A 24729-nucleotide genomic window follows, 5' to 3' on the forward strand; every position below is an offset into this window, starting at 1 on the left:
CCTTAAAAGCCGGTGCAGCGCGATCATATAATATAAAAGTCGATTTGCGCTCAGGAGGTAAAATGATTAAATTATATTTTATATGACTTGTAACGTTGTCTAATTTTAACTTAATCCGATGCTACAACTTTCCAATGCTTTAAAACTGCTTTTGGCTTCTCTATGGTTAATGGTTTTAAATACTTCCTGTAACCAAAACAAACCCCCGGCTTCAGACCAGGACAGCCCCATGCATCCCAAAATTGAAAAGCTCAAACTGCCGGAAGGCTTTCGTGCAGAGCACCTGTACGGGCCCTCTGAAAATGAACAGGGATCATGGGTTTCCATGGCTTTTGATCATAAAGGAAGACTCATTGCCTCTGACCAGTACGGATCATTGTACCGGTTGGAATTGCCCCCGATTGGTGCAGACAACCTGAAACCCAAAGTAGAAAAACTGGAAGTAAACATGGGTTATGCGCAGGGATTGCTTTGGGCCTTTAACAGTCTTTTTGTAATGGTCAACAACAAGGGCAATGAAAATTTTGAAAAAGGAAGCGGGCTTTACAGACTCCGGGATACAAATGGAGATGACCAGTTTGATAAAGTGGCACTTCTGAAGGCATTCAATGGCGCAGGCGAACACGGCCCACACAGCATCGTTCCGGCCCCTGATGGAAATTCCCTGTATGTGATTCTCGGCAACCATACCGACGTCCCCGAAATGGACGCCTACAGGGTACCGCCGGTTTGGGATGAAGATAATCTTTTCCCTTTGATCAAAGATCCTATTGGCCATGCCAGGAACCGCACAGCCCCTGGTGGTTACGTGGTCAATGTGGATTCTACCGGCACACATTGGGAACTGTTCAGCGCAGGCTACCGCAATGCTTTCGACATGGCTTTTAACGAAACGGGTGATCTTTTTACCTTTGATTCGGATATGGAATGGGACCTGGGCACTCCCTGGTATCGCCCGACGCGAATTTGTCATGTAACCAGCGGCAGCGAATACGGCTGGAGAACCGGAACCGGTAAATGGTCGCCGGCGTTTCCTGATAACCTCCCTGCCATAGTCAACATCGGCCAGGGCTCCCCGACAGCCGTTATTCACGGCAAAACCGCCAGGTTTCCCGGTAAATATCGAAAAGCCCTGTATGCTTTTGACTGGAGCTTTGGCATTATTTATGCGATTCACCTGGAACAAAAAGGGAGTTCTTACACGGCCAAAGCCGAGGAATTCCTGTCGGGAATACCCTTGCCGTTAACAGACGGCGTAATAGGCCCCGATGGTGCTATGTATTTTGCCACAGGTGGCAGGAGGCTGGAAAGTGACCTTTACCGGGTATACCACGAAAATCACCGAAGTTTACAGGCTACCGTCGCTGACAATTCTCCAAAAATCACGAAAGAGCATAAGCTGAGAAGGCAGTTGGAAGCCTGTCATGGCAAAACAGATAAAGCGGCGGTGGATTTCGTATGGCCTCACTTGAAGCATGAGGACAGATTTGTTCGTTTTGCTGCCCGCATTGCCCTGGAGCATCAGCCGGTCGACCAGTGGCAGGAAAAACTGTTTAGCGAGACCGATCCCGTGATATTGACGCAGGGAATGATCGCCTTGGCCCGGCATGGTCAGAAAAACCAACGTAGCCGCCTGTTAAAATCACTGTCATCCATCAAGTATGAAACACTTTCTGAGTCACAGCAGGTAGATTTGCTGCGGGCGTATGAGCTCATTTTCTACAGGATGGGCATGCCGGACCGCACACAAAGATCCCAAATCCTGGCGCAGATAGATATCCAATATCCTGCCGGGACCGACATCCTGAATCGTCAGTTGAGCAAGTTGCTGATTCATCTTGATGCCCCGGGAGTGGCCAAAAGGACGCTCGCTTTGTTTGAAGAGGCAGAAGGCCAGGGCTCAGGCGATGATTTCTATGACCAATCTTCGGAACTGATTTTTCGAAATCCTCAATACGGATTGGACATTGCCGAAATGCTGTCCAAAATGCCACCGGCACAGCAAACCTATTATGCTACGATGTTGAGCGAGTTGGAAACGGGCTGGACGCCGGCGCTTCGTGATCAATATTTTCAATGGTTCAATGCGGCCTTCAGCTATGCGGGGGGCCGGAGTTATAAAGGGTTTATCGATAAAGCCCGTACAGAGGCTTTAAGCCATGTGCCTGAAGATCAATTTAACCATTATGATAAAATGTCCTCCGAAGCCCTGCAAAATGCGCTGCCGGATTTTAGCAGTATGGTACGACCGAAAGGGCCGGGAAGAAACTGGACGGTGGAAGAAGCTTTACCGGTCGTAGAGGGTAATTTGAACGGCAGGGATTTCGAACAAGGCAGCATTATGTTTATAGCCACCCGTTGTCTTTCCTGCCATGGCATGCGGGGACAAGGGAGAAACATTGGGCCTGACCTCACCCAGTTAGGCACACGATTTGGTGTTAAGGATATGCTGGAACATGTTATCGACCCTAACAAAGAGATATCCGACCAATATTCATCCACCGTGTTTTCCTTAAAAGACGGTAGGTCCATCGTTGGCAGGCTTGCCAATGAAAACGAGCAATCATATTTTATTTCCCAAAACCCCTTCGCACCAGAGGTTTTGCGTGAAATCGCCAAGTCAGCGGTAGCAGAGACTGAGATTTCACCGGTATCCATCATGATGCCCGGCCTGATCAACCGTCTCAATGAGGAAGAACTTAAAGATCTGATGGCCTATCTTATGACCGGAGGAAACCAGGAACATCCGATGTATACTGGCGAAAACCCGTAATTGAATTCAAGTATAGGAAGTAATTATTATGAATAATTATTAGTAAGGTATAACTATTTTAATATGAAGGGAATACGAAGATTAACCAGATATAAATCCACCATTTCATGGGATATTAAAGATGGTTTTTTTACATGCGAAGAGGGAAAAAGCAGCCGGGAAGCAGTTAGCAGCCAGTTAATATTGAAGGCCGATGCATTTCACTGATACAAACTGGACCGGCAAAATATCAAATCCTGCCCAGCTTGGGGGCATCGAAACTGCTGTCATAGACAACGGGCAGGGGAGGGGAACCAGAATAGCATGGGTCAACACCGGCACAGGTCTCCGGTACAAGGTGGTGATGGACCGCGCCATGGATATTGCAGATGCTTTTTATAACCAGCATAGCCTGGCCTGGCTGAGCCACCTGGGCGTCAGTCCGCCGCAACCCTTTTCAAACCGCGGAATGGATTGGCTCAGAACATTCGGTGGCGGGTTAATGGTCACCTGTGGCCTCGGTCATGTGGGGGATCCCGAGATGGATGCCAATGGTGAGCGCGGCCTTCACGGGCTTATCAGCAATCTACCTGCTGAAGTCGAGTCTGTCGTGCAGCCCGATCCCCTGGCAGGTAACAGGGAAATGAGCATTACCGGAAGAATCAGGCAAACACAGGTATTTGGCCCCAGCCTTGAACTAAAACGCACCATAGCGGGAACCCTTGGAAAGGCATCAATCCGGGGCTATGACGAAGTGATCAACCGCGGTAATACGACGGTGCCCCATATGATCCTGTATCACTTCAACTTCGGCTGGCCACTGGTGGATGAAGGAACAGATATCATCTGGCAGGGGGCATGGCAATCGCCCGCAGGCGATTTGAATCATGAAATTTTTAGCGCGGAAAACAACTTTCGCCGATGTCCCGTACCGCTGGAGGCACATAGTGGCAGGGGAGAGGCAGTTGCTTTTATTGACATTACCCCTGACGGCTCCGGCCAATGCACCTGCGGTCTTCACAATGCCCGACTCGGCCTGGCAGTGGCTTTGCGATTTTCAAAGCAGCAACTTCCATGGCTGACCAACTGGCAGCATTGGGGCAGGGGGGAGTATGTTACGGGTTTGGAACCAGGTACCAACCCACCAATAGGACAGGGAAAAGCCAGGCAACAACGTGAGCTGATAGAACTGGCTCCGGGAGAGCGCAGGGTTTATCGTCTTGAAATGGAAGTGTTGAACGATACGGCAAGGATCAATGAACTTTTAAAAAATAATATTCCGGCAGAATAAAAATCATTTTCTATGAAAACAATGCAAAGAACAAGTCTGGCAGCGCAGGCATTAGAACAAGGCAGGGGCATTTTACGCTTGGCCCCCAACTGGGTGCCCAGGTCATTTTGTGTACCGGGGCGAAGAATAAAGTTACACCCTGACGATTATTATGTGTTGGGAGGTGAACGGGGTGGCGTAGACGAACGTTGGCTTTCGTCTACTACTCCGGCTCAAAACGGCCCATTGACCGGTGAAAATGAAGGGTTGAGTGCCGTTGTTGTGGAAGGGGGAAAGGAAGAAGGCCAAATCCTGTTAAGAGACGCCATCGACGAGTTGAAGGACGCTTTGATAGGCGAGCGCATTTGGCATGAATATGGCAGTTGGCCGATGTACTCTAAATTTTTTGATAATAGAGGGCCGCTTCCCCACCACGTACATCACAATGATGAGTACGCAAAATTGGTTCACCAATTGGGAAAACCGGAGGCGTATTACTTTCCTCCGCAACTGAATAACCATGGGGGCGATTTCCCTTATACATTTTTTGGCATTGCACCAGGCACCACCAAAGAGGAAATTCGGCAGTGCCTGGTGAATTTTACCAAAGGCGACAACAAGATCACCAACTACTCACAGGCATTTCGCCTGGAGCCCGGCACCGGCTGGGATGTGCCCCCGGGATTACTCCATGCGCCGGGAAGCCTGTGCACCTATGAGCCCCAAAAAGCTTCGGATGTATTTGCCATGTACCAGTCATTGGTCAATGATGCCGTGATTCCGGAAGAATTACTATGGAATTGCACCCCGGAGGAAAGCGTAGGGGACTTCGACAGGCTGGTGGAGGTGCTGGACTGGGAGTTGAATATAGATCCGCACATGATGAGCAATCGATTCATGCGTCCTATACCGGTCAGGCCGCCGGAGGAGATGCAGGCCGAAAGGTATGTGGAAAAATGGGTTTGCTACAAATCCGATGCATTTAGCGCCAAGGAACTTACTGTCATGCCCGGGGCCACTGCGACCATCAAAGACAGTGCTGCCTATGGCATGATTATGATGCAGGGACGTGGTAAAATGGGCGTATGGGAGATTGAAACACCGGCTTTGATCCGGTACGGGCAGTTGACTCATGACGAATTTTTTGTTAGTGAAAAAGCGGCACTTGAAGGAGTGGTCATCGTCAATAACTCCAAAACCGATCCGATCGTAATGCTTAAACATTTTGGCCCCGGCAACCCGGATTTAGACTTATAAATTGTCCATCGAAACAAGCTTGATTTTTAACCCTGAATTTTAAATAAAAGACTTATGACAGCACATAATTATCCTAAACTCCACAATGCCACCTGGCCGGGCATTGTGGGAAAAGGAGCTGATTCCGAACCACCTCTTTCTTTTGAAAAAATGCTCGAAATGACAGCGGCTGCCGAAGTAGACGGAATCAGGTTCGATGGTGTGGACCTGGGCCTGTTGGAACCGCACATCGATATCTCCAAAAACACGGACGACGATATCGAAAAGCTGGCCGATAAAGTATCTTCCTATAATCTCAAAATAGGTAGTCTTGTGGCACCTGTTTGGGGCGGCCCGGCCATGGGCAGCCGGGAAGAGCGGACACTGTTTGTGGATATGGTTCGCAAATCCTGCCAATTTGGTAAAAGACTACGTGAATTGGGCGTACGGCCGTATGGGGTAGTTCGTATTGACTCTGCTTCGTCACCCGATTCGTGGCTGGCCGATCCTGTTAACAACTCTAAGCGGATCGCCGAAACATTCTGCGAGGCATGCGATATAGCTGCCGGCTATGGCGAAAAACTGGCTGCTGAAGGGGAAATATGCTGGGGTGGCATGCATAGTTGGAAAACTATGGTGGAAATGCTCGAGGCTGTCGATCGCCCTAACCTTGGCTTTCAGGCAGACATGGCCCATACCTTATTGTACCTGTTGGGTTACAATAGCCCGGAGGACCGCATCCTGCCGGCAGATTTTGACTGGAATGACCGGGAAACCCTCACCGAAGGCCTTAAAACGGTAACAAAAGCCCTTCGCCCCTGGACCATCGATTTTCATGTGGCTCAGAACGATGGCACTGTGTTTGGCTCCGGCTCGCACGATAAAACCGGCCGTCACTGCCAGGCTCATGATCCCCATGGAAAACTCGACATCCCCAACGACGCAGGCTTCTGGCTACGCGACGAAAACGGCCATCTTACCAAAGCGTTTAAGCACATTTGCTGGGACGGATGCATGTTTCCCAATGAAGTCATGATGCGACAACAAACATGGAATGATATACTGGCTGCGATGATACAAGTTCGTCAGCAACACGGATGGTATGAGGCTGACTGACCTTTTGATAATTCATTATTTTTTTCAATTACCTCAAAAAAGTAATCAAAATGACCAAAAAGAAAGCATTGAGAATAGGATTAATCGGCAGCGGCTTAATGGGCCGGACGCATTCCAACGGTTATAAACGCCTTGGAGATTTTTTCCCCGAACTGGCATACCGGCCGGTACTACAGGCCGTCTGTTCGCGAACAGCGGAAAAAGTGCGGACATTTGCCGAACAGTGGGGGTATGAGTCCGTTGAGACAGACTGGAAAGCCATCATTGCCCGCGAAGATATCGATGCCGTGGATATCTGCACCCCCAACGATACACACGCCGAAATAGCCATTGCCGCTGCCGGAGCTGGGAAGATGATCCTTTGTGAGAAGCCGCTGGCACGGACCCTGGAGGAGGCGCAATCCATGGTAGAAGCCATTGAAAAGGCAGGCGTAAACAATACGGTGTGGTATAATTACCGGCGTGTTCCCGCTGTAACGCTGGCAAAACAGATCGTGGACTCGGGCAAACTTGGAAAGATTTTTCACTACCGTGCTAATTTTCTTCAGGATTGGACCATTAATCCGGACTTGCCACAAGGTGGTGAGGCCTTGTGGCGTCTGGATGTGGACGCGGCCGGATCGGGTGTGACCGGTGACCTGCTGGCACATTGCATCGATACGGCTATGTGGATCAATGGGGGCATCAAAGATGTTTCCGCTGTTACCGAAACGTTCATTAAAGAACGCGTGCATCAGCAAGATGGTGAAGTAAGAAAAGTCGGCATCGATGATGCCTGCATATTCCACTGCCACTTTGATAATGGGTCTTTGGGACTTTTTGAATCCACCCGCTATGCCCGCGGACATAAGGCATTGTATACTTTTGAAATCAATGGTGAACATGCCTCCGTACGCTGGAACCTGCACGATATGAATTACCTGGATTATTTTGATCACGCCGATGACGCTACAGTCCGCGGCTGGCGCTCGATCCTTGTTACCGACAGCGACCAGCCTTACATGAAACGATGGTGGATACCCGGTACGAGCATCGGTTATGAACATTCTTTTGTGCACCAGGTGGCAGACTTTTTCAAAAGCCTGGAAACCGGGGAACCTTGTTCACCCACTTTCAGAGATGCATTGGAAACACAAAAGGTTTGCCAGGCCGTCCTCGATTCTGCGGCTTCCAAAAGGTGGGAGGACACCCGTGTCGAATGGCAAGGTAAATAATCTTGCGCTAATACGCCAATTATTACCAAATATTATCAATGATGTACAACAACTCAAATTTATTTCAAGGTTTGTTATCACTTTGTCGCCTGCCCCTGTTAGTGGCCATAGGTTGCGGTACAGCCGCGGTTGACCAAGATGGTTTTACACCCATATTCGATGGTAAAACACTTAACGGATGGAAGGGGGATGAAAACCTGTGGCGGGTGGAGTCCGGGACGTTAATAGGGGAAATTACACCATCGACTACTTTGGAAAAAAACTCCTTTATCATTTGGCAGGGTGGAACAACCAAAGATTTTGAACTGAAGCTGGAGTATAAGATATCCGAAACAGGCAACAGTGGGATTAATTATCGCAGCGAAGCGGTGGAAGGCGTGCCTTATGCACTAAAGGGTTATCAGGCCGACATAGACGGTGCCAACAGGTACACCGGCCAAAACTACGAAGAGCGCGGCCGCACCATTCTGGCATTCCGTGGGCAAAAAGTGACGATATCCCCGCTGCCCGGGCCAGTCAGATCCAATGTAAAAAAGAATACCTGGACAGGGGCGGAGGTAACAGCCTCCTTGGGTGACAGAGAGGCTTTAAAAGCCCATATTAAGGATGGCTGGAACGACATGCATTTGATTGTAAAGGGCAATCATATGCAGCATTATGTGAATGGGGTGCTGATGGCCGATATAACCGATAATGATTCGGCCAACAGAAAGCTATCCGGCCTGTTGGGCATGCAGGTTCATGTGGGTCCTCCGATGAAGGTGGCGTTTCGCAACATCCGGTATAAGGCCATTTAATGTTTTTTATGGTAGGCATGCAGGGAAACAGGCATAGCTAATGCGCCCACTCCCGGCTACGTCTTTGTGTCTCTTTGTGTCTTGGTGCCTCCGTTGTGAAAAGAGGTTAACCACAAAGACACTAAGACACAAAGAGGCACAAAGAATTTTGTCGAAGATGTTGTGCAACGGCTATGGGACGTTTGCGCTATTTAAGGCACGGAGGATATGGCAATGTCTGTTTATCATTTTAGTTCCAGGGATTCTATGGATGAAAGCTCCGGGCCTCCTCCGCGGTTTTCGGAGCCGGAAGCTATGTAGATACGGTTACCCAATACAGTAAGACAGGTTCCATGTCGACCGGTTTCCAGGGATCCGGCGACTTCCCAGGTTTGGCTGTCAAGGCTGAATACCTGTACTTCGTGATGCGCCTTTTCCTGTGCTGTTTCACCACCGGTGTAATAGATTTTGTTATTCAGATATACGGCTCCACCTCCGGCAGTGGGCACCGGAAGGTTGCCTGAAAGGGTGGCCCACACCTCTTTTTTAATATCAAAACGATCCACAGCCCGCTGGTTGGTTTTAAAAAAAGCAGTAAAGTTGTCTTCTTCGTGGTAGTCGGTTTGTCTGCCACCCAGTATGTAAAGATGCCCTTTGGCGATTACAGAGGTCACATGGTCTCTTTTACGCGGGGCATCGGGAAGTATGCGCCATTCTTCGGTTTCAAAGTCATACACATCCAGCCAGTTAACCGTACCGCTGCTGTGACCATCTATGATCCCTCCGGTGATGTAGGCTTTGCTGCCGCTTACTGCACAGGCTGCCCCGCCCCGGCGCCGGTTTTCAGGAATAGAGGGCCCCGTTTGCCATCGGTCTTTCCCGGGGTCAAAAATCAAAACATTCGGAATGGGCGTTTCATGCGGAAATTTACCCGTCAGGGCGCCGATTACATAGATTTTTCCCTGATAAGCCACAGGTTGGAAGTGATGTATCTCCATAGGTGTTTCACCGAGCTTTTCCCATTGATTGGTTTTGGGATCAAAGGCCTCGACAGGTTTTACGCCCCTGCCACCGATCAGATACAACTTATCGCCCGACGCCACAAATCCGTTTTCATGCCGGGGGGTGGCTTCATTGCTGGTTTTTATGATGCGAAAATCCTGGGCGGATGCCGGGATGAATACGAAAGTAAAGAGGAATAGGGGTAAGTTTCTCATCATTTTGTTTACAATCAATTTCTACTAAAATAATAAAAAATCATCTATTTCGGGATATTTGGCATGGATTACATTATATTTATAATATGTTATATTTCATTATAGCTATTTATGAACATATCAGTATATCTGCCGGACAATTTGAAAAATCGTTTGGAATCTTATATCAAAAATATCCGCTATTACAGCCTATGAGCTTCACTACGGTTTACAAAAGAATAAGCAGATCAGAAAATCCACGAAAAAGGCCGTTCGGGGATTTTTAGGAGATATTGAAATAGTGCCTTTCGACATCGACACTGCTAACTTTGCGACTGAAATCAGGACAAACCTGGAATTAGCCGGAAAACCAATAGGTGCTTACGACCTACTTATCGCGGCTACTGCCATGGCATGTAATCTTATTTTGGTAACCTCCCATGAAAAAGAATTTGTTGGGGTCTGTGAATTGAAGATAGAAAACTGGCGATCGCCGGTCAAACCTGATTAGCATGCACGCAAATGTTATTGTCACGGTACACACAATTCACGGGAATCCGCTTAACTGATTTAAATCATTGTTCATCCCCCAGGAGGTTAATATCTTTTGCGGTGTAAAGTAGATACCATGAATTCAATCATTTTCAATCCCCAAAACAGATGAAAGGAACCCTTAATATTGGCCGGGTGTCGGGAATCAAAGTGCAGGTGCACTGGACCTTTGTGTTTTTGATTGCCTGGGTGGTTTTTCTGGAGGTCTCGAGAGGCAGGGAAATGCCAGCGATTGTCTTAAGCATTTTATTTGTATTGGTGATTTTTGGCTGTGTGGTGCTCCATGAGCTAGGCCATGCGTTGACGGCCAGACGGTTTGGTATCAGCACACGAAAAATTACCTTGCTTCCAATCGGTGGCGTGGCCAGCCTGGAGAGGATGCCGGAAAAACCGAAACAAGAGCTGCTGGTAGCAGTTGCCGGCCCTGCTGTGAATGTAGTGATTGCCATCTTGTTATACATCGTTTTTCCTATTCATAGATTTTTAGATTTGGAACCTGAGGCTCTGCAGGAAATGTTAAGCGCCATATCGCCGCAGAACTTTGTTTTTTATCTGTTTGCGGCCAATGTGATGCTGGTGGTGTTTAATGCCATACCGGCATTTCCAATGGATGGAGGTCGCATATTGCGGGCATTATTGTCCATGACCATTGACCGCGTACAAGCCACCCGGATTGCGGCTGCCTTGGGACAGTTGATGGCGGTAATGTTTTTTTTCTTTGGCCTGTTTTATAATCCTTTACTTATTCTTATTGCTATTTTTGTCTATTTTGGGGCGCAGGGTGAAAATGTCATGGTGCAGCACCTCGCTTTGCTCAGAGGGCATAAAGTGAATGAGGCGATGATGACCAATATCACTGTCTTGAATCCCGGGCAAAGTATCGGTGAGGTAGCAGATATCGTATTATCCGGAACCGAAACCCATTTTGTAGTCAGTGAAAACGGCGAGGTTAGGGGAGTTTTATATCAGTCGGATTTTATCGATGCCATGAAAGGTAAAAATACACAGGCCGCAGTCAAGGATTTTATGACAACTGATTTTGAAAAAGTAGGTTTAAATGAAGACCTGGCCGAGTTTTACCGAAAAGTAAGGGCTAAAAACATAAACTTCTTTCCAGTGCTGGAAGATGATCAACTGAAAGGTGCCATTGATTTCAATAATATCAATGAATATATGTTAATCCGCTCCAGCCTGGACTACTGAAACTGATTGGTTTTAATCACTCTTCCCAAGATCAATGGCTGAATTTCTGGAGAGCTTAGGTTTTGACAATGTGTTATTAAACACGCTCAAGGAATTATTGATTGTTCTGGGCATTGGGTTGTTGCTGGGGCTTGAAAGAGAGCATACAAAAATAAGAAAGGCTCACGTCCGGCTTTTTGCAGGTGTGAGAACGTTTCCCATCGTTGGGATGGTCGGCTATTTATCGTTATTTCTCGCCTCAAAATTTGGGGTATGGATTTTTGTAGCCGCTTTTCTTGGTACGGTAAGCCTGATCGCTTTAGCCTATTACCGGACCCAGACTACTGACACCGGCACGACGACGGAGTTTACGTTAATGATAACATTCATTCTGGGCGGATTGATATTTGCAAAATTTTATCACATTTCAGTCACCGTAGCCGTATTAGTCACCGTATTGCTGACATTAAAGATTGAATTACACAAGGCAGTTTCCAGCTTGTCTGAAAGTGACATTTTGTCGATTATCAAATTTGTAATCATTGCGGCCCTGGTTTTACCCGTATTGGCAAACAGGGATTTCGGCCCTTACGAAGCCTTTAATTTTTATAAAATATGGCTGATAGTGGCCATATTCGTGTCTTTGAATTTTGTCGCTTACTTTCTGAGCAAATACCTCGATCAGAGAAAATCGGTTATTTTAACCGGTATACTCGGTGGTTTTGCTTCCAGTACGGCCACCGCCTGGTTTTTTTCGCATCAAAGCCGCCACTCACCCAAAGAAGGCAGGGTACAATCGGCTGCCATCATCCTGGCTTCCTCCATCATGTTTCCGAGGCTCCTGGTGTGGTTGCTGCTTTTGAACATGTCGTTGTTCATGGAGTTATGGCTGCCGGTTCTGAGTTTCGGAGCCCTGGGGCTCACGGCCGGTTATTTTATCAGTAAAAAACACCAACCCACGCAGACAAAGATCCGCCATGAAATCGGCAATCCCATCAACTTCCGTGAGGGGCTTCTGTTTGCCGGGGTTTACATCGTCATCCAACTCCTGATAGGTTATGCAGAGGAACATTTTGGCAGCGAAGGTATCTATATCGCCTCCGGAATCTCCGGCATTACAGACATTGACGCCATCACCATTTCCATGGCCAACTACAGCAAAACTCCTGACACCCAACCCATCGCCGCCACCGCCATCCTCATCGCTGCCTTTGCAAACACCCTGATGAAATATCTCTTTTGCCTCCTGTTTGGTAATGCTATTCTCAGAAAATATACTAGCTTAGCATTTGTTCCTCTTTTTCTGATCGGTCTAATCTATATTGTTGTAGTTGTCAATTGTCCATTGTAAATTGTCAATCCCTAACATTTTGATTATTAGCCATTTATTCACTATCTTGCCACCATCAGGCATCTAAAACCGCAGGTAAAACCCCGAACAGTCTGGCCTGAAGAAATTAAGGCAAATCAGCGCTAACTATGATTTATGTCATAGGTTGTCATTTTAACCAAAAGTTTCTTTGTACTCACCAAGATTGCGACAGTTATGAAGATAGTATTTATCAGTACCTATCCTCCCCAGCAATGCGGGATTGCTACATTTACACAAAACCTGCTTCAATCCGTTGCCAACATCCCCGAAAATATTGTGACGGAAATCGTTTTATTGGATGATGGAAGTTCCGGTCACAATTACCCTGACGAAGTAAAGTTCAGGATCAATAAAGATATGCGGGAAGATTACCTGAAAGCAGCCGAATTTATCAACCGAAGTGGTGCCGGTATTTGTATACTGCAACATGAATTCGGTATTTTTGGAGGAAAAGCCGGGGTTTTTATTTTGCCATTGGTGCATGCATTGGAAATTCCGTTGATGGTAACCCTTCACACCATTTTAAAGCGTCCGGACTTTATGGAAAGATCGGTGCTTCAGTCCCTTGCCATGAAAGCTGATAAATTGGTGGCAATGACCAGCATGGGGGTGGGTTTTCTGGAAGAGATTTACAATATACCTGCTGAAAAGGTGGTAAAGATCGAGCACGGCGTGCCGGACTTTAAAACTACTTCCTCTTCAGGCATAACAGAGAAGATTGATTTCGATAAAAGCAAAGTGTTGTTCACCTTTGGCTTATTAGGGAGAAACAAAGGGATAGAGACCGTACTTCAGGCATTGCCCCGGGTGATCAGCAAGCATCCGGATGTTTTATATATGGTTTTGGGAAAAACCCACCCCAATGTGATCAAAGCTACCGGAGAACGCTACCGGTCTTACCTCAACTTATTGGTAAAACAAAATGACCTGGAACAACACGTTTTTTTCCTGAATAAATTTGTCAGCGAAAAAGACCTGTTCGACTATCTGTCATCTATCGATATTTATATTACCCCTTACCTGAGCGAGGCACAAATTACCAGCGGTACCCTGTCGTATGCCCTCGGCGCTGGGGCTGCGGTGGTTTCAACACCGTATTGGCATGCCAGTGAATTATTGTCCGCAGGTTTGGGAAGGTTGTTTAAATTCAAAGATTCCGAAGGTCTGGCAGAACAACTGATTGATCTGCTCGACCACCCTCAAAAGCTTAAGCAATTGAAGGACAAAGCCTGCGCATACGGCCGGCAATTCAGGTGGAAGGCTATCGGAAAGCGGTATTTTGAACAGAGCAAGTCGCTGGTCGAGTACCATGAAAACAAAGACAGAAAGTCAGACGCTCATAGCGGGGTTTCGGGATTACCTTCGTTAAACTTTGACCATTTTAAGCGGTTGACAGATGATACCGGCATTATTCAGCACGCAAAATATGGTATCCCGAATTTAAAAGAAGGGTATTGCCTGGATGATAACGCACGGGCCTTGTTAGCGGCATTGATGGCATACGAAATCCTTGATTTCAAACCCGCTCTGGCGCTTATACCGGTTTACTTCAGCTACATCCACTATATGCAAAACATCAAAGGGACATTCCGGAACTTTCTGAGTTTTAACCGGCAGTTTTTGGATGAAGAGGGGTCGGAAGATGCCTTTGGCAGAACCATCTGGGCGCTTGGCTATTTGATGAAACATGCGCCAAACAATGCTTATTTCCAGCTTGCGGAAGAAACATTTTTTCTGGCAGCAGAAAACTTTGAAAAGTTAACATCCAACCGTGGTATTGCCAATACTATTATCGGTATAAGTTATTATCTGCAACGGTCACCCTCCGATGAAGAGATGTGCCAGAAGATGGAAAGAATGACCCACACTTTGGTAGACCGCTTTCAACTGCATAAATCTGATGAGTGGCAATGGTTTGAAGATATGCTGAGTTATGACAATGGAATTTTACCATTGGCGTTATATCATTCCTATGAAATTACAGGAGACAAACAGGTAAAGCAGGTGGCTGAAGAAGCTACTGCATTTTTAGACCAAATCACCATGGCCGATGGGTATTTGAACCCGGTGGGCAGTGATGGATGGTTTCCCAAAGGGAAAAACCGCGCCAGGTTCGATCAACAGGCCACCGATGTCACGGCCATGGTACTGCTCAATTTCAGGGCCTGGCTGAACACCAAACAAAACCACTATCGCCAAAAAATGCTGATTTGCCATGAGTGGTTTCTGGGAAAAAATGATTTGAAGGTTCCCTTGTACGACCCGGAGACCGGAGGATGTTGTGATGGTCTTGAGTCAGACCGGGTAAACCGTAATCAGGGCGCGGAAAGTACACTGGCTTATCTGATATCGTACATGACCGTGCTGAGTGTTGTTCAGCCGGGATCCGGTAAAGAAACCTCCCCGGAGCTTTCGGAAAAAAGGCAGAAAGGAAAAGCGAGAATTATCATCCGGTAGCATGAAAATTGCTGTTTTAGCGCCGGTAGCCTGGAGAACCCCACCACGCAAATACGGTCCATGGGAGCAGGTGGCTTCGAACATCGCGGAAGGTCTCGCGGGCAAGGGGCTGGATGTCACGCTCTTTGCTACTAAAGATTCACAGACGAATGCCAGGCTCGATTATATATGCCAGAAAGGCTACGAAGAGGACAGTGAAGCTGATCCCAAGGTCAATGAATGCCTGCATATCAGTCATATGATGGAAAAAGCCTATGAATTTGATATTATTCACAATCATTTTGACTTTCATCCCCTGACCTATTCGCGGCTTATTAAAACACCTATGGTGACCACCATTCATGGCTTTTCCTCAAAAAAGATTTTACCCGTTTATCAAAAATATAATAACCATACCAATCACTATATATCAATCAGTTATGCCGACAGAAACCCCGGGCTGAAATACCTTGCCAATGTGTATAATGGTGTTAAAACACGGGATTTTACCTTCCGGAAAGAATCCGGAGATTATTTGCTTTACTTTAGCAGGATACACCATGACAAGGGGACGTACGAAGCTATCCGGATAGCCCAAAAAGCAAAAAGGCCGCTGCTCATCTCCGGCTACATCCAGGATAAAGACTACTACAGGGAGAAGGTGGAACCTTTTCTCGATGGCGAAAATGTGAAGTACGTGGGAAATTCAGGACCACAAGAGAGAAACAGTTTACTGGGAAGGGCTTGCGCGTTGTTGCATCCCATTAACTTTGATGAACCCTTTGGACTCAGTGTCGCCGAATCCATGTTTTGCGGCACGCCGGTGATTGCTTTTAACCGTGGCGCTATGCCAGAATTGATTGAACACGGCAAAACCGGATTTTTGGTAAAAGATGTGCATGAGGCCACCAGGGCAGTAGCAGACATCGGAAATATCCGGCGCGAGCATTGTCACCGGCACGCTGTCTCAAAATTCAGCCAGGAAAAAATGGTAGATGCTTATGTGGATGTTTACAAAAGTGTTATTGAGTAGCTGATCATGCTTCCAGTATTTTGTCCAGGAGGCTTTCCAGCGGCACGGTAATGAAACTTGAGGAGTAATCCGACATGGCGTAGGGAATAATCACTTCTTCGTTATGAATGATGGCCCCACACGAATAAACTACGTTGGGTACGTACCCTTCCCGTTCTTCCTTATTAGGAATTAACAGCGGTTCCTTCAGGCGTCCCAGTTCTTTTCCGGGATCGTCGAGATCCAGGAGACTGGCACCGAGGCAGTACCTTCTCATGGGGCCCACGCCATGGGTAATTAACAACCAACCTCTGCTTGTTTCCAGGGGGGAGCCACAATTGCCTATCTGTACATACTCCCAGGGGTATTTGGGTTCCTGCAGCTTAATGGGGTTTTCCCAGACGGAAATGCTATCAGAAAACATGATATAGCTGTTAACGCCATCTATTCGTGACATCATCACATATTTTCCGTTGATTTTTTTGGGAAACAAAGCGAGATTTTTGTTTTGTGCCCCTTCACCCCGCAGGGGTCTGGTCGTGAAGCGGTAAAAATCCTTGGTCCGGATCATCTTCGGCATAATGGTGTAGCCATCATAAGCCGTATAAGTAGCGTAATAGGCCACGGAGCCGTCATCATCTTCAAATCTCACAAAACGGGCATCCTCTATCCCTTTTTGCTCGGCAGTGGAAACCGGGAAAATCACCCGTTCCGAAATGTCTGTATCCCATGAAAAATTCATCTCATGGTGAGAATCTGCCAGCCATACAATCTCTTTCAGTTCATTCCGGGTCTCTCCGGAGAGTTGATTAATTCTGACCACCTCATCGACAGCCTCTATTAAATCATCATAAACGAAGTTCGCTTTCAACTCCTGCATCACCAATTCGGAGGTTTTCTTCGAAACTTGCATTTCGCCCAGTAACCTGATAAACTCCTCCTTGTCATAAATCCGGTGTTTGATGATTCCGGCCTGCCCTATGCGTGTGCCTGCACTGCGGAAATGAAGGCTGTTATCGCTGTGAATAAGTCCGGTACGAAACACTATAGAAGAAATGTGCCCTTCACCGACGGCCCTGAAGCTCACGATTACCCTTTTCTGCCCTTCTTCCAGGTCTGTCTGGTCCGGGGCTTCCATGATTGAAGGGTTAAAGAAGGCGGCAGACTCTATGGAATATTCCATAGTAAAATAGGAGCCAATCAATAGTTTTCGTTTCTCGCTGATTTCTTTTTCATCGATCTTAAATTCCTTTAAAAGATGTCTGATCTCCCTGTAATGTTTGCCAAATATTCCTGAGATATTACGGTGTCTTTTCGCAAATTCCCTCAGGGTCTGATTCAGCGCCGCACTGGCATCTTCCTCAGACATGTCATATACCTTTTTAATGATGGATTTGGATCGGTCCGGCCCATAGCCATGGAACCTTAAAATAACCCGCTTGAAATCCGGACAAAAACGGATCGGGCTTCTATAAACTGAAATTCTCATTATACATACTGAACTGAGCTATATACGAAATTTAAAGGTAACGAGATCTTTTGATTCGTTTTTGGGTAAAAATCCCAAAATCATCATACGGGTACCACAAATTAATGTTTTAATCTGCGGCGATTGATTCAAGTCATTGTACTGTTACTTTGTCATAAATAACTTTAATAGCATTAATAACTCTAAAAAGTGCAAATAGTTCTGGCTACAAATTTAAAAAACCATGCAACTGGGAATAAGACCTAAAAGTGACTTTATATATACTGCCTCATGGCAGCAACTGCATGTGATTACCGAACACTGGCAATCGGATCTGGAGTTTTATGGCGATGAGATCAGGTTCATGCAGAATTTGATCAGTAAATATTTCCTGCTGCTGGTAAAAGAAGAAAGCGCTGAAGATTTGCAGAAACTTGTCAGCCGCCTGATGGATATAGACAAAAACCAGGAATCCCTCAAAGACCAAACCTTGAAGCACCTGGGCCACATAGCCTACGCAGTAAAAAACTCCCTGTCTGACGGTGAGCATCGGTTCAGGGATGAGCATGCGCATCTGGAAGATGGGTTTGTGAAATTTGTCAATGATTTCAGGGCATTAAAAAAAGATGTTTTTAAGGTCACAGAACACATGCTGCAGGGCGAAAAGCTCAGGCATTTGCTGGGAAAATAAGAGTTTTCAGGACAATTCCGGCACTTTATTGCACAAAAAGATAAGCCACATACAATATGAGGGCCGCGGAAGTGCCGACGATAAAGGTGCCCAAACTATATAACCTGTAGCCCATAGAAACACTCATACCGGTCATTTGGGTCACGATCCAAAAGAAGCTGTCATTGGCATGTGAAAAAACAGCGGAGCCAGCGCCGATAGAAAGCACGACCATGGCCTTGGCGGTTTCGGTTTCAAATCCCAGCTTTTGCATCAAGGGGGCCATGATGGAGGCAGTGGTGATCAGGGCGACTGTAGACGAGCCCTGGGCGGTTTTAATCGCTGCCGCCAGTAAAAAAGGCAGCCAAAGGCCCAGGCTGGCATTGGCAAGACGATCACTCAGCAGGTAGGCTATGCCGGAGTTTTGCAGAATCTTTCCGAAAATACCCCCTGCACCGGTAATGAGAATGATGGCGGCGGCATCTCTCAGGGCTTTTCCTACCCAACCTGAGCCTGAAAGCATTTCTTTATCCAGCTTTTTGGGTAACATAAAACTTAAAAACATACCTATTATTAAAGCAATCACCGGCTCCCCGAGAAAAACCAGTAAATTTTGCCAGGCCGCCTGCGCTGTTTCTCCGGCTTTGAATTCTATCAATGATTTTACCACAATCAAAACAATGGGCACCAGGATAGGCAGGAAGGCCTTTACTGCCCCCGGGGCATCTTTCAGCCTGGTTTCTACCTCTTCTTCGGTAAGCTCCGGATTGGGGTCAATATAGGTTTTACCGGCATATTTTTTTGCATAGATCAACCCGATGACAAAGGCAAGCATGCTCACGGCGAAGCCCCAAACCATCACTAAACCAAGATCAGCACCTAATATCCCCACAGCGGCTATTGGTCCTGGCGTGGGCGGTACCAGGTTATGTGTCACCATCAGACCCATGGCAAGGGCAATCACTGATGCTGCCAGCGAAATTCCCGCTTTTTTGGAAAGGCTTTTATTCAGTGGTGAAAGAATAATGAATCCACTGTCGGCAAATACCGGGATAGCAACAAAATAACCTATGATACCCATGGCTGTTGGCACCCGTTTTTTGCCGATTATTTTCAGGATTTTTTCAGCCATGGTAAACGCGCCGCCCGAATTCTCCAAAAAAGTACCGATAATCACCCCCAACACGATGACCAGCCCGATTTTTCCCAAAGTACCCCCAAAGCCTTCATTGATCGATTGAACGATGGTTTGCAGGGACATACCGGTGGCTAGTCCATAGCCGATTCCTACCAGTAATAAAGCCAGAAAAGGATGTAGCTTAAAGCGCGTGGTTAATATAATTATCAGAAAGACGCTTAAAAGAAGTAAAAATATCATCGAAGTTTAGCGCGTTAAAGTTCTGAAAAGGTTAGCATGGTCCATCTCTTAATGGGCATCACGCGTGACTTTTGACCCGGAGTTGCCTACTAAAAAATCAAGGTCGGCCCCCTTGTCAGCCTGCTGCACGTGGTTGATGTATAATTGTACGTAACCCCTTTGAGCGGCTGGGGCAGGCTTGATCCAGGCAGCTTTTCTTCGCTGCAGTTCCTCGTCGCTTATTTCAAGTTGCAGGCGTCTGTTTTTCACATCCAGCCTGATCATATCACCGTTTTGCACCAAAGCCAGCACACCGCCGGCGGTCGATTCGGGAGAAACATGTAATACCACCGTTCCATAGGCCGTCCCGCTCATACGGCCATCGGATATGCGTACCAAATCTTTTACCCCTTTTTTAATGAGCTTTTCCGGCAAATCCATATTGCCCACCTCGGCCATGCCCGGGTATCCCTGCGGGCCCACGCCTTTGAGCACCATCACGGAGTTTTCATCTATGTCCAGTTCGGGATCGTCCACGCGTCGATGGTAGTCTTCAATATTCTCAAATACCACCGCCTTTCCCCGGTGCTGCATAAGCTCAGGCGTGGCGGCAGAGGGCTTGATTACTGCACCGTTTTCGCATAGGTTGCCCTTTAACACAGCAATGCCCGCTTCTTTTTGAAAAGGATGGTCCATACTGGCAATTACCTTGCGGTTGTAGCACTCGGCCCCACTGTTATTTTCACCCAGCGTCTTCCCATTGGCCGTTATGGTGTGCAGGTGCAGGTGGTTTTCGAGCGCTTTGAGCACAACCGGCAGCCCTCCGGCGTAAAAAAAGTCTTCCATCAGATATTTTCCCGAAGGTTGTAAATTAACCAGAAGCGGAATTTTACTGCCCAGATGATCGAAGTCTTCCAGCTTTAAATCCACACCGATCCGGCCCGCAATAGCCTGCAGGTGAATGATGAAGTTGGTGGATCCACCTATTGCTGCATTGCTGATGATGGCATTTTCAAAGGCCTGCCGGGTGAGGATGTCAGAAAGTTTCAGATCTTCTTTGACCATGTCGACAATCCGTTTTCCGGACATGCGCGCCAATGCTTTTTTTCTTGAATCCACCGCGGGAATGGCCGCTATCCCCGGAAGGGTCAACCCCAGCGTTTCTACCATACACGCCATGGTGGACGCAGTACCCATAGTCATGCAGTGGCCACTGCTTCTGGCAGAACAGATTTCAGCTTCCAATAAATCTTCATCACTTAACTCACCCCTTTCCCTTTTTTCTTTTATTTGCCACACAAAGGTGCCCGACCCGATCTCACCCCCCTTGAATTTGCCGTTAAGCATCGGTCCGCCCGGTACGACAATGGTAGGCAGGTTAACACTGCACGCTCCCATTAATGTGGATGGTGTTGTTTTATCACAGCCTGTCAGCAACACTACCCCATCCAGCGGATTGGCCCTGATCGATTCTTCCACGTCCATACTGGCCAGATTGCGGAATAACATTGCAGTCGGCCGCATGACGGTCTCTCCCAGAGAGGTAACCGGAAACTCCAACGGAAAGCCCCCCGCCTCCAGCACCCCTTTTTTTACAATTTCGGCAAACTCTCTCAAATGCCCGTTACAAGGCGTCAGTTCCGACCAGGTGTTACATATGCCGATCACCGGCCGGTTTTGAAAAAGGTAGGTCGGATACCCCTGGTTCCGAAGCCATGAGCGGTGAAGAAATCCCCGTTTGTTCATCCCCCCAAACCAATCCTGGCTGCGTAGTTTTTTATTTTTATTCGACATCGTAGGCTTTTACTTTCTTATCAAAAAATTTTTACCCTTCAAAAACAGTATTCTGACAATTTAAAGATTTTTATTTTCATACCGAAACGAAGGGCGGGGTAATTCAATTGACAATGGATAATTGACAATGAATGGTTTGAGAGTTGGCAATTGATAAGGGGAGGGTGATAGTGGTGGTGGGGAAGTTTTTGTTATAGTACTAGTAACCCCCATTGTCAATTATTCATTGTCAATTGTCAACTCTAAAAAATTCAGTAACAAAAGCCTTCATTTTTTCTTCTAACTGCGCCCATTGATTGTTCATGATGAGTTTTTTGTCAAAAATTTCACCGCCAATGCCAAAGCCATCGGCGCCTGCTTTTAAAAACTCTGCAAGGTTGTCGCGTGTCACACCACCGGTGGGCAAAAGTTTTATGTGATCGAGGGGGCCTTTGATTTGTTTGATGTATTCGACACCACCTGGTGTTGCAGGAAAAACTTTGACCATCGATGCGCCGGCCTCCCAGGCGTAGTAAATTTCGGTAGGGGAGAACGCTCCGGGAAAGACGGGAATGTTGGATACCACACAAGCCTTTATCAGATCCTCATTCATGATCGGTGAAACAATAAACCGTGCCCCTGCTTTGACAGCTTTGTCCAAATCCTCGAGTGTGCAGACTGTACCGGCACCCACATTCATTTTTTCCCCAAAAGTTTCACTTAGCCATTGTATGATCGACAGCGCATCAGGAGTATTCAGCGTGATTTCCACGTTTGTGAAACCGGCAGCATGGTAAATAGGAAGAACGTGTTCCAGCTTATCACGGGAAATGCCGCGGATGATACCAATGACGGGGAGTGTATGGAATAATTCCCAACTGAATGAGCGATTTTTCATAGATGATCTTTAATATTCAGATTTTCATAAATTTTTTGATGACCCCTGCAAACAAGCAGAGCTACCTCCGAAGCCGGAACAAATTGACATTTTTCTGACAGTCCCAATACCGCTGTTCCCAGCCTGTAAGGTTCCACAAACTTCGCCCCGGCACAAACGACCATATTTTTGTAGCTTTTTGCGTTGCTAAGCTCCATGCCTGTGATAAGACCACTTAAATAGTAATAGTTTTCATAAAAATCCAACTTCTCGAGAAGTTGATTGGTTCTGGTTTTAAAGAGTCCGGTCAAAAAGTTGTATTTCCGGGAGGCCTGAACTCCCATGACAAACGCATCCTGGCATGCTTTATCAAATTTTTCAGGCCTGTCTACCGATGCCTTCAAAGTGCTGTGTGAAGTTAACAGATCGAATAATTCACCAGTCACAAAGGTATGAAAACCTATAATCTGATGGTTTTGAACCTCGATATGCTTGGAATGCGTTCCCGGGAAAATATAAACCCCTTCTTCAAAAGTATAATCAGTCTCCCGGGCCAAACCGATCAACTCAGTTTCTTCGCCGCGCATGACATCGTCCCGGGTACGCAGGCCCGATATCAGTAAAGTGTGGTAGGGGAATGCTGCCTGCGCTGGCAAAAATTGTTTTGGGAGTGCCTTTTCACTGAGGGCAATAGGCAATGTAGCATAAGGTACCTCCAACATACCAATCGAAGAGGAAGCCATACCGGATATGATCAGGATGAGCCCTTCACATGATACAGCACACCGGGCTTCCAGTTTGGCTATTGAGCTGGCCAGGCATTTTTGGAAATAACCGAAACGGTCAGGCTTTTCCTGAAGTCTGCCCCATTGGCTGTAAACCTTCGCTATGCCATCCCCTGCAATCACTTCTCCCTCGATGCTGCCTGAACTTGCCTCGATCAACCTCAGCCTTAAGCTTGAAGTACCCCAGTCGCAGCTTAAAAAAAAGTCATTCATATGGTAGGAAAAGCCCTCAATTACCTGATTAAAAGTGATATTGTCAATACTTCTTCTAAATATTTGTGTCATGCCGGATATTTTAAGGTGTTTTTGTTGTAACCACGGAGGAAAAAATTGACAATGAACAGTTGACAATTGACAATGGGTTACGTGCCATTAGCCTACATCCAGCTCCTGATTGTCAATTATGAATTATCAATTGCCAAAACTTTTTCCTCTTTCATTTGCCAAATAATCATTTGCTATTTAGATTTGCAGCCCGTAACGATTAGGCGGGAATTTTTACAGGCCGCTGAGTCACTGGTTCCGTAGCTCGACTGGATAGAGCAACTGCCTTCTAACCAGTATGAATCATTTAATAACTGTTTGATATACAAATAGTTAGTTCTTTGAAAAAATTGATTTGCAGAAAATTTGCAGATTTTCTTTGAAAGGTCCGCTAGCTCAACTGGATAGAGCAACTGCCTTCAAATAATAGATAGGAGTGCTCCAGGGGAAACTCTGGAAGTAGAACCACTCAAATTCGGGGAAACCTCAAGCTCGACTCATGTCGGGAATGGCAATCCCGAGCCAAGCCCTGATGAATTTTAAGGGAAGGTGTAGAGACTAAACGGGTGGGGCCTAACTTCCATAACGGATGGAATACGGTCAAGAGATAGTCCAGCTCACAAATTCTCCCACAATAGGGGTGAAGCAGCGAAAGCTGTAGAAGAGATGCTAAGCAGTAGGTTCCAGGTTCGAGTCCTGGGCGGATCACTTTAAAGAGGCTGTCTCAAAAGTCTCCAAAAGAAAGGCTGGCAAAAATTATATTGTCAGCCTTTTTAGTTGTTTCTCAAACTATTAATTTGAGGTTGTGAACACAACTTCAGAAAAGGAACTTACATTAAACGTTGATAAAAGGCTGGAAAATCGGAGAAAGAAATGCAGAACCAGTTTAGAACTGAGCAGCTAATATAAAAGTAACGAAACAGCGTAAAGTTAGCCATTTGAAGGAAATGTAAACATGGAAAAGTTATCAAAACCGGCTCGATCAATATTATATGGAAACCAAACTGATGCCAGTAGAATTGCAGGAAGGAGAACAATTTATCAAAATCAAAGCCTATTACAAGTATGAGCTGGCCGAGATGTACAACGTTTGCACTAAAACTTTTTCCGCCTGGATAGATATGTGCCTTGAAGAACTAAGGACACTCGGCTATACCAAGCATACCAAACTACTCCGTCCGGAGATCGTACGGTTTTTGTTTGCGAGGTTGGGGGAACCTTGAGGCTTCTATCAGTAGTATTGTTAAAATTTGTTTTAAAGCAGACCTAAGATTCAGCAATAAATTGATTTATTGCTGAATCTTAGGTTTTACTTTTTGCTTAAACAACTAAAAATATTGCAGACGCTTCATTGCATATCGATCAATTCATAAATCACTATTAAACGAGGAAAAGCTCAGGGATAACTTATAGCCTTTAAT

General features: G+C 46.5%; 20 protein-coding genes. 14 read left to right on the forward strand and 6 right to left on the reverse strand.

The window, feature by feature from the left end:
• The first annotated feature begins 118 nt into the window (after positions 1 to 118).
• From AC04NP_RS22090 to AC04NP_RS22120, 7 genes are all read left to right on the forward strand, one after another.
• Positions 119 to 2773, forward strand: a complete 2655-nt coding sequence (locus AC04NP_RS22090; RefSeq protein WP_482862125.1) for a c-type cytochrome — start codon at positions 119 to 121, stop codon at positions 2771 to 2773.
• A 63-nt stretch (positions 2774 to 2836) separates the two neighbouring features.
• The gene (locus AC04NP_RS22095; RefSeq protein ID WP_482862126.1) at positions 2837 to 2980 is read left to right on the forward strand and encodes a hypothetical protein; all 144 of its coding nucleotides are present in this window, start codon (positions 2837 to 2839) and stop codon (positions 2978 to 2980) included.
• Positions 2967 to 4043: an aldose 1-epimerase family protein gene (locus AC04NP_RS22100; protein ID WP_482862127.1), complete on the forward strand. Its 1077-nt coding sequence runs from the start codon at positions 2967 to 2969 to the stop codon at positions 4041 to 4043. The genes AC04NP_RS22095 and AC04NP_RS22100 overlap by 14 nt, the downstream gene beginning before the upstream one ends.
• Positions 4044 to 4055: 12 nt before the next feature.
• On the forward strand, positions 4056 to 5279 hold the full coding sequence (locus AC04NP_RS22105) for a class I mannose-6-phosphate isomerase (RefSeq protein WP_482862128.1): 1224 nt from the start codon (positions 4056 to 4058) through the stop codon (positions 5277 to 5279).
• Between the two features lie 54 nt (positions 5280 to 5333).
• Complete coding sequence (locus AC04NP_RS22110; RefSeq protein WP_482862129.1) at positions 5334 to 6374, forward strand: sugar phosphate isomerase/epimerase family protein; 1041 nt, start codon at positions 5334 to 5336, stop codon at positions 6372 to 6374.
• A 50-nt stretch (positions 6375 to 6424) separates the two neighbouring features.
• Complete coding sequence (locus AC04NP_RS22115) at positions 6425 to 7588, forward strand: Gfo/Idh/MocA family protein (RefSeq protein ID WP_482862130.1); 1164 nt, start codon at positions 6425 to 6427, stop codon at positions 7586 to 7588.
• Positions 7589 to 7629: 41 nt separating this feature from the next.
• Positions 7630 to 8385: a 3-keto-disaccharide hydrolase gene (locus tag AC04NP_RS22120; RefSeq protein ID WP_482862159.1), complete on the forward strand. Its 756-nt coding sequence runs from the start codon at positions 7630 to 7632 to the stop codon at positions 8383 to 8385.
• A 224-nt stretch (positions 8386 to 8609) separates the two neighbouring features.
• On the opposite strand, the gene AC04NP_RS22125 is transcribed toward AC04NP_RS22120, so the two are convergent.
• Positions 8610 to 9584 carry a Kelch repeat-containing protein gene (locus AC04NP_RS22125; RefSeq protein WP_482862131.1) on the reverse strand — a complete coding sequence of 325 codons (975 nt, stop codon included), beginning with the start codon at positions 9582 to 9584 and terminating at the stop codon, positions 8610 to 8612.
• 178 nt (positions 9585 to 9762) lie between these two features.
• Between AC04NP_RS22125 and AC04NP_RS22130 the strand changes: the two genes are divergently transcribed.
• The 5 genes from AC04NP_RS22130 (at position 9763) to AC04NP_RS22150 (ending at position 16135) form a co-directional block, all read left to right on the forward strand.
• Positions 9763 to 10071, forward strand: a complete 309-nt coding sequence (locus AC04NP_RS22130) for a PIN domain-containing protein (protein WP_482862160.1) — start codon at positions 9763 to 9765, stop codon at positions 10069 to 10071.
• Positions 10072 to 10220: 149 nt separating this feature from the next.
• On the forward strand, positions 10221 to 11315 hold the full coding sequence (locus tag AC04NP_RS22135; protein ID WP_482862132.1) for a site-2 protease family protein: 1095 nt from the start codon (positions 10221 to 10223) through the stop codon (positions 11313 to 11315).
• Positions 11316 to 11349: 34 nt separating this feature from the next.
• Positions 11350 to 12645 carry an MgtC/SapB family protein gene (locus AC04NP_RS22140; protein WP_482862133.1) on the forward strand — a complete coding sequence of 432 codons (1296 nt, stop codon included), beginning with the start codon at positions 11350 to 11352 and terminating at the stop codon, positions 12643 to 12645.
• Positions 12646 to 12840: 195 nt separating this feature from the next.
• A complete protein-coding gene (locus AC04NP_RS22145; protein WP_482862134.1) occupies positions 12841 to 15123 on the forward strand; it encodes a glycosyltransferase family 4 protein in 2283 nt (760 codons plus the stop codon).
• Between the two features lies 1 nt (position 15124).
• Complete coding sequence (locus tag AC04NP_RS22150; RefSeq protein ID WP_482862135.1) at positions 15125 to 16135, forward strand: glycosyltransferase family 4 protein; 1011 nt, start codon at positions 15125 to 15127, stop codon at positions 16133 to 16135.
• A 4-nt stretch (positions 16136 to 16139) separates the two neighbouring features.
• Here the strand turns inward: AC04NP_RS22150 and AC04NP_RS22155 are convergent, their stop codons facing one another.
• Positions 16140 to 17483 (reverse strand): glycoside hydrolase family 130 protein, encoded by a 1344-nt coding sequence (locus tag AC04NP_RS22155; protein ID WP_482862136.1) that lies wholly within the window; start codon positions 17481 to 17483, stop codon positions 16140 to 16142.
• Positions 17484 to 17826: 343 nt separating this feature from the next.
• Here AC04NP_RS22155 and AC04NP_RS22160 point away from each other — a divergent pair, with 343 nt between their 5' ends.
• Entirely contained in the window at positions 17827 to 18273 is a 447-nt protein-coding gene (locus tag AC04NP_RS22160; RefSeq protein WP_482862137.1) for a hypothetical protein, read from the forward strand.
• Between the two features lie 25 nt (positions 18274 to 18298).
• Here the strand turns inward: AC04NP_RS22160 and AC04NP_RS22165 are convergent, their stop codons facing one another.
• From AC04NP_RS22165 to AC04NP_RS22180, 4 genes are all read right to left on the reverse strand, one after another.
• Entirely contained in the window at positions 18299 to 19630 is a 1332-nt protein-coding gene (locus tag AC04NP_RS22165) for a GntP family permease (RefSeq protein WP_482862138.1), read from the reverse strand.
• Between the two features lie 48 nt (positions 19631 to 19678).
• Positions 19679 to 21403 carry an IlvD/Edd family dehydratase gene (locus tag AC04NP_RS22170; protein ID WP_482862139.1) on the reverse strand — a complete coding sequence of 575 codons (1725 nt, stop codon included), beginning with the start codon at positions 21401 to 21403 and terminating at the stop codon, positions 19679 to 19681.
• A gap of 229 nt (positions 21404 to 21632) precedes the next feature.
• On the reverse strand, positions 21633 to 22280 hold the full coding sequence (locus tag AC04NP_RS22175; RefSeq protein ID WP_482862140.1) for a bifunctional 4-hydroxy-2-oxoglutarate aldolase/2-dehydro-3-deoxy-phosphogluconate aldolase: 648 nt from the start codon (positions 22278 to 22280) through the stop codon (positions 21633 to 21635).
• A complete protein-coding gene (locus AC04NP_RS22180; protein WP_482862141.1) occupies positions 22277 to 23329 on the reverse strand; it encodes a 2-dehydro-3-deoxygalactonokinase in 1053 nt (350 codons plus the stop codon). Before AC04NP_RS22180 ends, AC04NP_RS22175 begins: the two co-directional genes overlap by 4 nt.
• 971 nt (positions 23330 to 24300) lie before the next feature.
• Between AC04NP_RS22180 and AC04NP_RS22185 the strand changes: the two genes are divergently transcribed.
• The gene (locus AC04NP_RS22185; protein WP_482862142.1) at positions 24301 to 24531 is read left to right on the forward strand and encodes a DUF4248 domain-containing protein; all 231 of its coding nucleotides are present in this window, start codon (positions 24301 to 24303) and stop codon (positions 24529 to 24531) included.
• Positions 24532 to 24729 lie beyond the last annotated feature (198 nt).

This window comes from Agaribacillus sp. DX54 (assembly GCF_056858335.1).